We start from the raw sequence: 13,267 nt of genomic DNA on the forward strand, positions 1-13,267 counted from the left end.
AAAGCCGATTCCGCGCTACCTTCCCGACGAATCGGAAGGGGCTGATGGCGATGGGATTGCTGGACCAGATACGCTCGATCTTCGACGGCGATCCCGGCGTGCGCAAGGTCGCAGACGATCCGGTGCTGTCGGCGGAATTGCTGATGCTGTTCCGCATGATCCTGGCCGACGGATCGGTCAGCGAAAGCGAAATGACAGCCTTCAGGCGTATCTGCCGGGACGCCTTCGGCATTCCCGAAACCAGCATCGACAGCGTCATCGAGTATCTCAACGAATTCGGCTACGAGACCAACGGCTCGCAAGCCATCGCTCAGTTTCGCGACCTCGACGTCGAGCGGCGCAAGCTGCTCGCCCGTCACATGGCCGAGATCGCCAAGGCCGATTCGCAACTTGCCGGAAGCGAGATGCAGCTGTTGCGCCGCACCCTCGACCTGCTCGACATCAGCCCGGCCGATGTGGTGAAGCCGCAAGACTGAGTCATCGGCTGACTGCTGACGTTCTGAGCGTCATTTTGTCTGTAATAGGTCATCCTCCAGGATAACCTGTCACAGAAATTGCCGTGTCTCATTTATGTGGTGAGGTCCAGCACTGTCACCGTAGTTCCAGTTTTGTACATCTAGCGAAAAAAATCTTTAGGCATCTAATTTCTCTATTTACCTTTGCGTCTCCATCGCAAACTTTTTAAACTGTTCGATAATCTTCGACAAGTTCCTTGCCCCTCCAAATCCCTTGAAAGTACCATCCTTGACTGTTACAAAAAACCAATCTATTTCCTCGCCATACTGAAAGCTTACGTCTGTAAACTTTCTTCCATAGAGCTGCGTCCCGTGCAAATCTATTGAAACTTCCCATCCAGGGTTGTCGATCGTATCAATTTTTATGCCGTATTGGTGTTCCCAATCGCCGTTGCACTGCCCTTGGTACCACTCCTCTAACCACTCGAGCATTGATAGGTCGACCATTAGCCCCTCCTGTTAGTCGTTTGGAACAGAAGGAGGTTTATCGCCTCCTTTGTTGGGATTTGGCTTTACAGGGTCCCGACGCCCCGTTTCGCCGCCTCCTTAGCCATTCTAATGTCCGCCATTGTTGCCGGTCGAATCCTTGCTTTCCTTGTGGCTAGACTCGACACTCCGCTCGCCTGATTGACCGCGATCGGTGTAGTTTTCACGTGAGGGGGTAGGTATGCTTTGTGGATCAAGCCGTGCCACGAAGCTGCTCACCCCTGTTCTTGCAGCCGTTTCGCAATTGCCCGATGCAAATCGGGAGCGGCGGCGACCAACGCCTTGGCAGCTTCGGATTGCGGGTGGTCGAGCACTTCGCTCGTCCTGCCGCGCTCGACGATCTTGCCGTCATGCATGACCATCACTTCGTCGGTGATGGCGCGGGCGACGGTCAAATCATGGGTGATGAACAGATAGGCGATGCCGAGCTTCTGGTTGAGCTCGGCAAACAGATCGAGGATCTGGGCGCGGATCGAGACATCGAGCGCCGAGACCGGCTCGTCGGCGACGACCAGCTTCGGTCGCGTGATGATGGCGCGGGCGATCGACAGGCGCTGGCGCTGGCCGCCCGAAAACTCGTGCGGATATTTGTCCATGTCTTTAGGCGACAGGCCGACCTCGTGCAGCGCATGCGCCACCATTTCGCGCCGCGCGGCGGGCGCCGGCTTCTTCTCCAGCACATGCAGCGGCTCGGCCACCAATCTCTCGACCTTCTGGCGTGGGTCGAACGAACCATACGGGTCCTGGAACACGACCTGCATGTCGCGCCGCGCCGGCTTCAGCTCCGCCTCGCTCTTGCCGGTGAGGGTGTCGCCACGGAAGCGGATCGTACCGGCCGTCGGCTTGTCCAGCGCCAGGACCATGCGGGCGAGCGTCGACTTGCCGCAGCCGGAGCGCCCCACGAGCGCCACCGACTGGCCGGGCGCCATCGAGAAGGAGACATCGTCGACGGCGCGGATGGGAGCTGCCGGTTTCAACAGCGATATGCGCCGTCCGCGATAGTCCCGCGTTACGTTCGCTACCTGAAGCAGCGGTTTGGCTGATCCGCTGTCATGCGTGCGGGCTCGCGCCGGCAAATGCATCGAGGCCTGCGCCAGTTGGCGCGTGTAGGGGTGAAGCTGTTCGGATAGCGTGCGGGCCGTGTCGCCGGCCTCCATCACCTCGCCATGGCGCAGGATGGTGATGCGGTCCGCCATCTCCGTCACCACGGCGAGGTCGTGCGAGATGAGCAGAAGACCCATGCGGTTTTCCGCTACGAGGTCGCGCAGAAGGTCGAGGATCTGCGCCTGCAGCACCACGTCGAGCGCGGTGGTCGGCTCGTCGGCAATCAGCAGCTTGGGTTTCAGCGCACAGGCAATGGCAATGACGACGCGTTGGCGCTGGCCGCCGGAGAGTTCGTGCGGATAACGCGACAGCGGGAATTGTGCTGCCGGCAGGCCGACCCGGTCGAGCATTTTTCGCGCCCGTTCCTCGGCGTCGGCGCGGCTTGCCCTGGTGTGCCAGCGAATACCCTCGGCGACCTGCTCGCCGATGGTCTTGACCGGATTGAGCGCCGTCATCGGCTCCTGGAACACCATGCCGATATCGTCGCCGCGCAGCGCGCACATCTGGTCCTCGCTGGCGGCAAGGATGTCGATGCCGTCGAAGGTGATGCGTCCGCTGGTGTGCGCCGCCCAGGGCAGAAGCTGCATGACGGTGAGCGCCGTCATCGACTTGCCGGAGCCGGATTCGCCAACGAGCCCCATCACTTCGCCCGGCGCGACGGAAAGTTCGATGTCTCTGAGGATACGGGTGCTGCCGATGGTCAGCGACAGCTTGTCGATTTCGAGCAGGCTCATCGCTGCCGCCGCGATTTCGGATCGAGAATGTCGGCAATGCCGTCGCCAAGCAGGTTCAGGCCAAGCACGGTGACGACGATCGCCATGCCCGGAAAGATCGCCATCCAGGGCGCCACCACCATGCGGGTCTGGGCGTCGAACAGCATGCGGCCCCAGCTCGGCATCGGCGGCTGGGTGCCCAGCCCGACATAGGAAAGCCCGGCTTCGGCCAATATGCCCAGCGCGAACTGGATGGTGCCTTGCACCAGCAGCAGCGTGGCGATGTTGGGCAGCACATGTTCGATGCTGATCAGCGTCCTGCTTTTGCCGGCGGCGCGGGCGGCGAGGATGAATTCGCGCGGCCAGATCGCCAGGGCGCCGGCCCGGGCGACGCGCGCGAACACCGGGACGTTGAAGATGCCGATGGCGATGATGGCGTTGAACGCGCCCGGCCCGAAGATGGCGGTGATCATGATTGCCGAAAGCAGCGCCGGAAAGGCGAAGACCAGGTCGTTCAGCCGCATCAGCACGTCGTCGGCGATGCCGCCGCGCGCCGCGGCAAAGGCGCCGAGCGGCACGCCGATGCCCATGCCGATGCCGACCGCCACCAGCGCCACGGCGATCGAGTTGCGGGCGCCGACCATGATCATCGACAGGATGTCGCGACCGAAATGGTCGGTGCCGAACCAGTGCGCCAGCGATGGCGCCTGGGTCTTGTCGGAAATGACCAGCCTGGTGACATCGTAAGGCGTCCAGAAGAAGGAGAGGATCGCGACCGCAGCCACCAGCGCGGTGATGACGAAGCCGGCGAGGAACGAACGGTTTTTGAACGCCTTGGCCAGGATGCCGGCAAGGTTCTCGTCGGGGATGTCGATGTGCAGCGTCATTGCCGGCCTCTCAGGCGCGGATCGACCACCGCATAGGAGAGATCGACAACGAAATTGACGACGATGACGGCGGCGACCAGCAGCATGACGACGCTCTCGACCACGATCAAGTCACGCTGGTTGATCGCCTGGAACACCAGCCGGCCGAGGCCGGGCAAGTAGAAGACGTTCTCGATGATGACGGTGCCGGCGAGCAGGAAGGCGAATTGCAGGCCTAGAATGGTGACCACCGGGAGCATGGCGTTGCGCAGTGCGTGCCGCCACAAGACAATACGATAGGGCAGGCCCTTGGCGCGGGCGGTGCGGATGTAGTCCTCGCTCAGCACTTCGATCAGCGCTGAACGGGTGACCCGGGCAAGGATCGCCGCCTGCGGCAGAGCGAGTGCGATTGCCGGCAGGAGCAGCGATTTCAGCGCCGGCCAGACGCCGGCGCTCCAGCCGGGAAAGCCGCCGCCAGGCACCAGCCGCAGCCAGACGGCGAAAAGATAGATCAGCATCAGCGCAAACCAGAAATTGGGCACGGCGACGCCAAGCTGGGCGGCGCCCATAGCGATCGTGTCGCCGGCCCGGCCGCTACGGCTGGCGGAAAACAGCCCGACCGGGATGGCAATGACGGTGGACAGCGCCAGCGCCATCAACGCTAGCGGCAGCGACACGACGAGCCGCTCGCGGACCAGATCGATGACCGGCACCGAATAGGTATAGGAACGGCCGAAATCGAGGCTCAGCAGCCCGCCGGCCCAATGCAGATAGCGCAGCACGACGGGAGCGTTGAGGCCCATCTGGTTGCGCAGCAATTCGATCTGGTCGGCGCTGGCGTTCAGGCCAAGCATCAGCCGTGCCGGGTCGCCGGGAATGATCTCCAGCACGGCAAAGACCACCATCGAGGCCAGAACCAGCGTGACGACGGCGATGGCGAGGCGCTTGAGGAGGTAGGCGGTCATGGACGTTGAGGAACCGCTGTGTTGCCGGACGCAAAAACCGGGCGAAGCTTGCGTTCCCGCCCACCCCCCTCTGTCCTGCCGGACATCTCCCCCTCAAGGGGGGAGATTGGCAGTTTCCACGCTGACACTGTCCTTGCAACGCTAGTGGTTAGCGAAAGCGGCGATGAGGGCTCGATCTCCCCCCTTGAGGGGGAGATGTCCGGCAGGACAGAGGGGGGTGTGACGGAGTGCAACTTTCGCCCTTCTGTCAGCGGCTCAATCCGTCCACTTCACCTTGGTCAGGTCGTTGGCCTGGATGGGGGCGTTTTCCCATAGGCCCTGCAGTTTGGCGTCCCAGACGCCGACCTTCGGCAATTCGTAGAGGAAGCCGACCACGGCGTCATCGGCCAGAACCTTCTGCGCCTCGCCGAGCAGCGTCATGCGCTTGGCCTCGTCGGAGGTAAGGTTCAGCTCGTCGATGATCTTGTCGAAGGCCGGATTGTCGTAGTTGAAGTAATAGTCCTTGCGCGAATAGATATCGATGTCGTTGGGCTCGGTGTGGGAAACGATGGTCAGGTCGTAATCCTTCTTGGTGAAGACCTGATCAAGCCACTGCGCCCATTCGACAGGGATGATCTCGAGGTCGATGCCGATTTCGCGAAGCTCGGAGGCGATGATCTCGCCACCAAGCCGCGCATAGGAGGGCGGCGGCAGCTTCAGCGTCGCCTTGAAGCCATTCTCCAGGCCGGCTTCCTTCAGCAACTCCTTGGCCTTGTCCACATTGTGCGGATAGAGGCCGGTGAGGTCGACATAGGCCTTGCTGGCGGGCGACATGTGCGAGCCGATCGGCACGCCGAGGCCGGCCGAGGCGCCGTCGATGATCGCCTTGCGATCGAGCGCAAAGGAAATCGCCTGCCTGACCTGCAGCTTGTCGAAGGGCGGCTTCTTGTTGTTGATCGACAGGATGGTTTCGCCCTCGGTCGAGCCGATCACCACCTTGAAGCGCGGGTCGTCCTTGACCTGGGCGACACTGTCAGGATCGAAGAACGGAAAGGCCTGGATGTCGCCGGAAAGCAGCGCCGGAACGGCGGCGGCGGCGTCCGGAACGATGCGGAACTCGGCCTTGTCGAGGAACACCGGGGCGCCCCAGTAATTGTCCGACTTGACCAGCGTGATCGATGAGCCCTTGGCCCAGTTCTGGAACTTGAACGGGCCGGTGCCGATCGGTTTTTCCTTGTTGGTGTCGGCTGTCTCAGGCGCGACGATCACCGCGTCGCCCCAGCCCATATTGTAAAGGAACGAGCCTTGCGGGTTCTTCAGCGTGACCGTCACCGTCGCGGGATCGACGACCTCGACCTTGCCGATGGCGGCGAACAGGCCCTTTTGCGCGTTGACGGAATTGTCGGCGCGGGCACGATCGAGCGAGAATTTCACGTCGTCGGCGTTGAAGTCGCTGCCGTCATGGAATTTCACGCCTGTATGCAGCTTGAAAGTGTAGACCTTGTCGTCGTCGGAAATGCTCCAGCCTTCGGCGAGATCGGGCAGCACTTCGCCGTTCGGTCCGATGCGGGTCAGGCCCTCGAAGACATTGGCGTAGAGCACCTCGTCGATCGCAGCCGCAGCACCCGCGGTCGGATCGAGATGCGGGGGTTCGAGCGGAATGCCGATGACCAGGTCAGTTCGCGCGGCCATCGCCGAGGTTCCGGCGGCCAACGCCAGCGCCGCTGCGGCCAGAATGGTTTTCCACAATTTCATCGTGCAACTCCCCATATGCTAAAACACGTGCTGAAACCCGGCGGATAGAAGCGTGAATTCGCCGCCGAGTAAATTGCGTTTCGTACCGTCCGCCGCCGCCGGGAGGAATGTTTTTCCGCCCATAGCCGGATCATCGCGGGCCGGCGCTCCTCAGCAGAACGCCGAGGCCGATGGCCATCACCTTTGCCGAGTCCAGCATATCGGCAATGCCGACCCATTCGTCGGGTCGGTGGGCAAGGTCGAGAATACCCGGGCCATAAGCGATGCAGTCATAGATGTGGCCGATGCGGGCGATGTGCTTCTGGTCGTAGGTGCCCGGCGAAATCACATAGTCCGGCTCGCGGTCGAATATCTCCATGATGCCTTGCGCGACCGCCTTCACCACCGGTGCGTCGCGCTCGGTCATCAGCGGCAGCACCTCCATCAGATCGCGGATTTCGTAATCGAATTTCTTGCGCTCGCGCTTAAGCCGCTCGAGGATATCGATCACCTCGCTCTTGACCGTGCCGAGATCCTCTTCGAGCAGGAAACGTCGATCGATGGTCAGCCGGCAGGAATCGGGCACGTTGGGCGAGGGCAGGCCGGGCCGGAAATCCTCCGTCTGGCCGCCATGGATCGAGTTGATGTTCATGGTCGAGCGTTTTGCGCCTTCGGGCACGACCGGCATGCGCGTCATCTTGCGGTCGAGCGCCGGAAACAGCTCATCCTCGAAGGCCCGCAGCACGGCGCCCATATGGCGCACCGCGTTGTCGCCGAGGAACGGCATCGAGCCGTGCGCGATCTCGCCTTTGGTCTCGATCTCCGCCCACCAGACGCCGCGATGGCCGAGGCAGATGCGGTCCTTGTTGAGCGGCTCGGGAATGATGACGTGGTCGACCTTCGGCCTGGAGAAATAGCCGAGCTTGGCCAGATGGGCGACACCGCCAAAGCCGCCGGACTCCTCGTCGACCGTGCCCGAAATCTCGATAGCGCCGGGAAAATCGGGAAAGACCTCCATGAAGGCTTCAGCGGCGATGATCGAGGCGGCAAGCCCACCTTTCATGTCGCAAGCACCGCGGCCATAGACCTTGCCGTCCCTGACGATGCCGGCGAACGGATCGAGGCTCCAGCCGTCGCCGGGCTCGACCACGTCGATATGCGAATTGAAGTGCACGCAAGCACCCGGCGCGCGGCCATCGAAGCGGGCGACGACGTTGACGCGCGGATAACGGTCAGTGTCGCCGGGCGTGCCTTCGGCACGGATGAATTCGATCTCAAAACCGCGCTTCTTCAGCCGCGCGCCGATAAATTCGGCACACGGCCGATAGGCTTCGCCGGGCGGGTTGATGGTCGGAAAGCGGATCAGATCCGCGGCCAGCGCAACCAGATCATCGGCTCGGTCATCGATCGCCTTGAGGAGCCGTTCGTTCGGTTCGTTCATTCGGCGAATTGAGCAGCGGATGAGGCGGTTTTGCAAGCCCGATGGCGAATTGCGAGGCGATTGCGTGTCGTTACGGCAACTATTGCGGGAAATCGTTCAAATTCGCTGCTTTGGATTGGTGAAATCGTCAGGGAGTAGGTGTTAGCTCGCTGGCTTGCCATCAAAATGCTGGAGAACAGCGTGAGGGCACGCAGGCAAGGGGCATCAAAGGGGTTTGATCGCATGAAAAACACTGTTCTCATGGCAGCAGCATTGGTAGCGATGCTGTTCGGTTCGTCGTTCGAGGGCCGGGCGGCCAGCCTGGTCGCGAACATTGATATTTCCTCACAGACGATGACGGTAAGATACGGGCTTTCGTATTACCGGTGGAGCGTTTCCACCGCCCGCAAAGGCTACATCACGCCGCGCGGCAGCTATCGTCCGCAGCGGACGGCCAGGATGTGGTATTCGCGCAAATACGATATGTCGCCGATGCCCTATTCGGTGTTCTTCCGCGGCGGCTATGCCATCCACGGCACCGGTGCCGTCCGGCAATTGGGGCGCCCGGCATCGCATGGCTGTGTGCGCCTCCACCCCAGCAACGCCGCGGCCTTCTATTCGATGGTGCGCAAAGCCGGCTTCGGCAACACGCGGATCCTGGTGACGAATTAGGCCTGTCACTGGGCCCGAAAATAAAAAACCCGCCGGAGCGGCAGGTTCGTCGGCGCCAAGTAGCACCATACCGAAATTAGTAGCATAGCTGCCGGCACAAAGCAAGAACAAAATACGTCAGTAGCGGAAAATGTTTGCTATGATTTCCGCTCAGGCGGCTTTGTCGCGCAATTTCAACGGCCGCCGCTTTTTGCGCTTGCTGATCTCCCAGCGCTTGTGGAACCACATCCACTGGCCAGGGTCTTCGCGCACCCAGCGCTCGACCACATCGTTGAGAAGCTGGGTGGTGGCGGGGACGTCGACATTGCCGCCTGCGGTGCGCGGCAAGGTGAGCTTGTCCTCGATCTCGAGCCGGAAACGATTGTTCGGCAAGCGCACGCAGCGCGCCGGGTAGACATCGCAATCGTAGTGCCTCGCCAGCGTGCCTAGTACGCGGTTGCTCTCGCAGGGGCGGCCGAAGAATGTCGTCTCGAGCCCGCCCGTGAATTTCTGGTCGACCAGCACGCCGATATTGCCGCCGTTCTCCAGGATGGCCGCAAGCGCGAACGAGGCGCCGGTCGAAGACGGCAGCAGCGATCCCATGCTCGAGCGGCGGGTCGAGAGGATGTAGTCGGCGAGGTAAGGGTTGTTGGGCGGGCGAAACAGCGCCGTGATGTTCATGCCGAAGGTGGCAGCAGCCACCGGCAGCAGCTCGAAATTGCCGAGATGCCCGGTGAAGACGATATGCGGCTTGTCCTCGCCGGCGATGCGCACGAAATGCTCCACGCCCTTGACCTCGACACGGCCCGGCATCGTCGCAGCAGGATCGTAGTCGAACAAAGCATCGAGGAAGATATATTCGGCGGCGAGGCGAGCCATGTTGCCCCACATGTCGGAGGCGATCGCCTCGATCTCTGTATCGCTCTTTTCCGGATAGGCCTTGCGCAGATTGTCGATCGCAACCTTGTGGCGCTGCACCCAAGGGCCGATGCGGCGGGCGGCGCGGTCGGCGAAACTGAGCGCCCTGTCGGGCGGCAGCAGGCGCAGCGCGGAGATGATGATCATCGCGACCCGCGCGACCAGCCAGTAGTTGAACCGTCGAAGCCGCCGGCCATGGCGGAATCCCAGGTCCCGGCTGATCTTCCTGAAAGTCTTGCCGACCATTCTCAGCCGACGCGCAGGATGATCTTGCCGAACACGTCGCGGCCTTCCATGCGCTTCAGCGCGGCATCGATGCCGTCGAAACCGACCTCGGTGTCGATCACCGGCGCGACAAGACCCGCCGCCATCTTCTGCATGGCGTCGGCCATGTTTTCCATGCGGCAGCCGAACGAGCCGAGCAGCTTCAGCTGCTGCTGGAACAACTGCATCAAATTGATTTGCGTCGACACGCCGGAGGTCGAGCCGCAGGTGACCAGCCGTCCGCCGCGTTTCAGGCACAGCATCGAGGCGGCAAAGGTGTCGGCGCCGACATGCTCGAACACCACGTCGACGCCCCTCTTCTTCGTCAGCTTGCGCACGACGCCTTCGAAGCGGTCGTCGCGGTAATTGATGACGTGGTCGGCGCCGAGCGCCTTGGCCTTGTCGATCTTTTCGTGCGAGCCGACGGTGGTGATGACCGTGCAGCCCATCTTCTTGGCCAGCTGAATGGCGGCTGAGCCGATGCCGGAGCCGCCGGCATGGACGAGTATCGTCTCGCCGGGCTGCAGCCGGGCATTGTCGAACAGCATATGCTCGACCGTGCCGAAGGTAACCGGCGCCACCGCCGCGCCGATCTCGCTCACGCCTGGCGGGGCGGGGACCAGAAGGCGCGCCGGCAGGTTGATCTTTTCCTGCGCAAAGCCGTCGAGATGGAAGCCGTGCACGCCCGAAACATGCTCGCAGAGATTGTCGCGGCCTTCGCGGCAGGCGCGGCAAAGACCGCAGGTGCGGGCTCCATAGATCGACACCAATTGCCCGGGCACAAGGCTGGAAACGCCGGGGCCGACCGCCTCGACCTCGCCGGAAGCCTCGGCGCCGACGACCAGCGGCAGCTTGCGCTTGGCAAAAGCCATGCCGCGCCAGCCCCAGACGTCGATGTGGTTCAGCGCCACGGCCTTGATGCGCAGCGTCACCTCGCCGAGCGAAGGCGGCGGCGGTGGTGGCAGGTCCACCGTTTCAAGCCGGCGATCCTCGATAAGTTGCAATGCGCGCATGCCAGATCCCAGGTTGCGCATGACCCGAGAACCGTTTCGGAAAGGACCATGCGCACGACAACAGTGCTAGAGCGGAACGGTCGCTTAGACCGGTTCCCGCGCCATGACAAGGCAGGTGTTCTGGCCGCCGAAGCCGAAGGAGTTCGACAGGACCGTGCCGACCTCGGCGTTGCGCTTGGTGTTCGGCACCACGTCGAGCACGATCGCCGGGTCGGGATTGTCGTAGTTGATGGTCGGCGGAATGACGCTTTCGCGCATCGTCATCAGCGAAAATGCAGCCTCGACGGCACCGGCTGCCGATAGGGTATGGCCGATCATCGACTTGTTCGACGAGACCGGCATTGACGAGATACGCTCGCCGAACACCGTCGACAGCGACAAATGCTCCATCTTGTCGTTTTCGGGCGTCGAGGTGCCATGGGCGTTGACATAATCGATCCCGTCCTCGCTCAGGCCGGCATCGGCAAGGGCGGCGCGCACCGCCGCGATCGCCGGCGAACCGTCCGGCTTGGAGCGGGTGCGATGGAAGTCGTCGGCCTTTTCGCCGCAGCCGCGCAATATGCCGAGAATGGTGGCGCCGCGGGCAAGTGCTGCCTCCAGCGATTCCAGCACAAGGGCGCCCGAGCCTTCGGCCAGCACGAAGCCGTCGCGATCCTTGGAGAACGGCTTGGATGCCTTTTCGGGGATGTCGTTATGGGTGGAGAGCGCCGACAGAAGCGAGAAGCGGATCAGCGCCTCCGCGGTTGCCGATCCGTCGGCGCCGATCGACAGCGCCCGGTCGCATTCGCCGCGGCGGATCGCCTCGACGCCGAGCTGGATCGCCGTGGCGCCCGAGGCGCAGGCGGTCGACAGCGTGATCGGCAGGCCGCGCGTGCCGAAACGATCGGCAAGCCGGTCGGCGATCGAACCGAACTGGGTGGTCTCGAAAATGTCGAGTTCCCTCAGGCCGCGCGCCACCCGCAGGAGCCTCTCTGCACCGGTATCGTGCGTGTCGGAATTGTAGAGCGAAAAGCGCTCGCTCCAGTCGAGTTCGACCGGCGGCGAAGCGAGGAAAAGCGGTCCGCCGAAATCGCCGGCATCGAGGCCTGCCTCAGACATCGCTTCCTGGGCCGCGGTTTCGGCAAGCTCATAGGTGAGGAGACTGGCGCCCTTGGAACTCGACGGCAGGAAATCGACCATGCCGGAGATGCGGGTGTTGAGATGATCGACCGGGAAGCGGGTGATCGGATGGATGCCGGACTTGCCGGATGTCAGCGCCGCCCAATTATCGGCCTTGCCGACACCGAGCGAGGTCACCACGCCGATGCCGGTGACGGCGACGATCGGCCTGCCCATGTGGTCGTTCAGATTGGCCATTTGTTGTCCAAAAACCTGTTTCTCTTGGAGCATCGGATCGCCCGAAAACCGCGTCACGTTTTCGGTCCGATGCTCTAGGCGGCTTTGATCAGCGCCATGCCCTCGAATTGGTGATAGCCGATCGCCGTTGCAAGGACGGTCTTCGGGACGCCGGCAAACGGTTTTTCGACTGTGGCGTCGAAGACAGGGTAGGCGGCCTCGCGGTCGACAGCCAGGGCCGCCAGCGCGACGGCGAAGGGGAACTGCGCTTCCTTCATGTGGCCGGTGAGCGTCGAAAAGCCGCGTGCGGCGATCGCCGGATTGGCCTCGAGCGCCGATTTCTCGGCGGCGGTCGCGGCATGGGCGCCCGAAGCGCCGGAGATCGCCAGCAACTCGCCGTCCGGCAATGCGGCTTGCTTCAGCAGCATGGCGATCTCTCCATCGAGTTCGCCCCGCCGGCGCCTGGCGCGACCGGACAGGACCGGGCCAAGTTCCGCATAGATCTTCCGGCCACGGCTTGTCGCGTGCTCGCGCTGCTCCAGGACGAGAAACGCGCCGCCGGATCCGGTCACCACGCCGCCGCCCTCGGCACCTTGCCTCTGCCAGACCGGCCGCCACGGACCGCGATGCAGGTAGCCGGCCAGTTCATAGCCGAGCAGCATGTCGGAATGTTCGGTCTGGAAAGCGCCGCCGACCAGTATATGCGTCGACTGACCGGAACGGATGCGCGCGGCCGCGGTCTCGACGGCGGCGACGCCCGCACCTTCCTCGCCCATGAAGGTGCGCGACGACCCCGTCACCTTGTGGACAATCGAGATGTTGCCGGCGAGCAGGTTGGAAAGCTGTGCCAGAAACAGCGTCGGGCGCAATTCCGTGGTCAGCTTCTCGTTGAGCAGCACGTCGCGGTCATTGCGGCTTTCCGATGCCGCGAGAATGGCCGCGTCGACCGCTTCGTCGCGCTCGCCGCCGCCGGCGGCCACCACCATGTCCATGGTCGCGCAGAGTTCGTCATTGCCCTTGATGCCGGCATCATCGAGCGCAAGGCCGGCCGCATAGGTGCCGAGCCTCTGCCAGGTCTCCATCTGCCGCTGGTCGCCACGCTTGGAGATCTGCAGGTTCCAGTCGACCTCCGGCAGCGGGTGGACTGTATAGGGCGAGAAGCGCGAGGCCTCCAGAACCGGCTCAAGGCGCGGCTGGACGAGCTTTTGCCAATGCGCATCCGGACCCTCGCCCAGCGACGAGACTAGGCCGATGCCTGATATGACGACGTCGTGGGGGTTCATGGGCGGCTGTTCGGGTGAAGG

At 62.9% G+C, this 13,267-nt stretch carries 12 protein-coding genes; 2 read left to right on the top strand and 10 right to left on the bottom strand.

Features of this window, described 5'->3' with window-relative positions:
* Nucleotides 1-44 precede the first annotated feature (44 nt).
* The gene (locus tag NKH89_RS00595; protein ID WP_352495961.1) at nucleotides 45-476 is read left to right on the top strand and encodes a TerB family tellurite resistance protein; all 432 of its coding nucleotides are present in this window, start codon (nucleotides 45-47) and stop codon (nucleotides 474-476) included.
* A gap of 177 nt (nucleotides 477-653) precedes the next feature.
* On the opposite strand, the gene NKH89_RS00600 is transcribed toward NKH89_RS00595, so the two are convergent.
* From NKH89_RS00600 to NKH89_RS00625, 6 genes are all read right to left on the bottom strand, one after another.
* Nucleotides 654-962: an immunity 53 family protein gene (locus NKH89_RS00600; RefSeq protein ID WP_352495962.1), complete on the bottom strand. Its 309-nt coding sequence runs from the start codon at nucleotides 960-962 to the stop codon at nucleotides 654-656.
* A gap of 254 nt (nucleotides 963-1,216) precedes the next feature.
* A complete protein-coding gene (locus tag NKH89_RS00605; protein WP_352908301.1) occupies nucleotides 1,217-2,839 on the bottom strand; it encodes an ABC transporter ATP-binding protein in 1,623 nt (540 codons plus the stop codon).
* Complete coding sequence (locus NKH89_RS00610) at nucleotides 2,836-3,705, bottom strand: ABC transporter permease (protein WP_352844342.1); 870 nt, start codon at nucleotides 3,703-3,705, stop codon at nucleotides 2,836-2,838. Before NKH89_RS00610 ends, NKH89_RS00605 begins: the two co-directional genes overlap by 4 nt.
* Nucleotides 3,702-4,649: an ABC transporter permease gene (locus tag NKH89_RS00615; RefSeq protein WP_352495965.1), complete on the bottom strand. Its 948-nt coding sequence runs from the start codon at nucleotides 4,647-4,649 to the stop codon at nucleotides 3,702-3,704. Before NKH89_RS00615 ends, NKH89_RS00610 begins: the two co-directional genes overlap by 4 nt.
* 255 nt (nucleotides 4,650-4,904) lie before the next feature.
* A complete protein-coding gene (locus NKH89_RS00620) occupies nucleotides 4,905-6,383 on the bottom strand; it encodes an ABC transporter substrate-binding protein (protein ID WP_352908302.1) in 1,479 nt (492 codons plus the stop codon).
* A 130-nt stretch (nucleotides 6,384-6,513) separates the two neighbouring features.
* Nucleotides 6,514-7,803 (bottom strand): acetylornithine deacetylase/succinyl-diaminopimelate desuccinylase family protein, encoded by a 1,290-nt coding sequence (locus tag NKH89_RS00625; RefSeq protein ID WP_352908303.1) that lies wholly within the window; start codon nucleotides 7,801-7,803, stop codon nucleotides 6,514-6,516.
* Nucleotides 7,804-8,025: 222 nt separating this feature from the next.
* Between NKH89_RS00625 and NKH89_RS00630 the strand changes: the two genes are divergently transcribed.
* Nucleotides 8,026-8,454 (top strand): L,D-transpeptidase, encoded by a 429-nt coding sequence (locus NKH89_RS00630; RefSeq protein ID WP_023719972.1) that lies wholly within the window; start codon nucleotides 8,026-8,028, stop codon nucleotides 8,452-8,454.
* Nucleotides 8,455-8,604: 150 nt separating this feature from the next.
* Here NKH89_RS00630 and NKH89_RS00635 read toward each other — a convergent pair whose 3' ends face one another.
* From NKH89_RS00635 to NKH89_RS00650, 4 genes are all read right to left on the bottom strand, one after another.
* Nucleotides 8,605-9,597 carry a lipid A biosynthesis lauroyl acyltransferase gene (locus NKH89_RS00635; RefSeq protein ID WP_352908304.1) on the bottom strand — a complete coding sequence of 331 codons (993 nt, stop codon included), beginning with the start codon at nucleotides 9,595-9,597 and terminating at the stop codon, nucleotides 8,605-8,607.
* Between the two features lie 2 nt (nucleotides 9,598-9,599).
* The gene (locus NKH89_RS00640) at nucleotides 9,600-10,628 is read right to left on the bottom strand and encodes a zinc-binding dehydrogenase (RefSeq protein ID WP_352908305.1); all 1,029 of its coding nucleotides are present in this window, start codon (nucleotides 10,626-10,628) and stop codon (nucleotides 9,600-9,602) included.
* An 84-nt stretch (nucleotides 10,629-10,712) separates the two neighbouring features.
* Nucleotides 10,713-11,984 (bottom strand): beta-ketoacyl-ACP synthase, encoded by a 1,272-nt coding sequence (locus NKH89_RS00645; RefSeq protein ID WP_023719975.1) that lies wholly within the window; start codon nucleotides 11,982-11,984, stop codon nucleotides 10,713-10,715.
* A 74-nt stretch (nucleotides 11,985-12,058) separates the two neighbouring features.
* Entirely contained in the window at nucleotides 12,059-13,246 is a 1,188-nt protein-coding gene (locus NKH89_RS00650) for a beta-ketoacyl-ACP synthase (RefSeq protein WP_352495968.1), read from the bottom strand.
* Nucleotides 13,247-13,267: the final 21 nt, after the last annotated feature.

This window comes from Mesorhizobium sp. M0923 (assembly GCF_040319365.1).
Classification (GTDB): Bacteria; Pseudomonadota; Alphaproteobacteria; order Rhizobiales; family Rhizobiaceae; genus Mesorhizobium.

Bases quoted from the DNA above. Each gene is read 5' to 3' on its own strand.
- NKH89_RS00615 (WP_352495965.1), bottom strand. From the start codon at position 4,649: ATGACCGCCTACCTCCTCAAGCGCCTCGCCATCGCCGTCGTCACGCTG.
- NKH89_RS00640 (WP_352908305.1), bottom strand. From the start codon at position 10,628: ATGCGCGCATTGCAACTTATCGAGGATCGCCGGCTTGAAACGGTGGAC.
- NKH89_RS00645 (WP_023719975.1), bottom strand. From the start codon at position 11,984: ATGGCCAATCTGAACGACCACATGGGCAGGCCGATCGTCGCCGTCACC.
- NKH89_RS00620 (WP_352908302.1), bottom strand. From the start codon at position 6,383: ATGAAATTGTGGAAAACCATTCTGGCCGCAGCGGCGCTGGCGTTGGCC.
- NKH89_RS00635 (WP_352908304.1), bottom strand. From the start codon at position 9,597: ATGGTCGGCAAGACTTTCAGGAAGATCAGCCGGGACCTGGGATTCCGC.
- NKH89_RS00625 (WP_352908303.1), bottom strand. From the start codon at position 7,803: ATGAACGAACCGAACGAACGGCTCCTCAAGGCGATCGATGACCGAGCC.
- NKH89_RS00595 (WP_352495961.1), top strand. From the start codon at position 45: ATGGCGATGGGATTGCTGGACCAGATACGCTCGATCTTCGACGGCGAT.
- NKH89_RS00630 (WP_023719972.1), top strand. From the start codon at position 8,026: ATGAAAAACACTGTTCTCATGGCAGCAGCATTGGTAGCGATGCTGTTC.
- NKH89_RS00605 (WP_352908301.1), bottom strand. From the start codon at position 2,839: ATGAGCCTGCTCGAAATCGACAAGCTGTCGCTGACCATCGGCAGCACC.
- NKH89_RS00610 (WP_352844342.1), bottom strand. From the start codon at position 3,705: ATGACGCTGCACATCGACATCCCCGACGAGAACCTTGCCGGCATCCTG.
- NKH89_RS00600 (WP_352495962.1), bottom strand. From the start codon at position 962: ATGGTCGACCTATCAATGCTCGAGTGGTTAGAGGAGTGGTACCAAGGG.
- NKH89_RS00650 (WP_352495968.1), bottom strand. From the start codon at position 13,246: ATGAACCCCCACGACGTCGTCATATCAGGCATCGGCCTAGTCTCGTCG.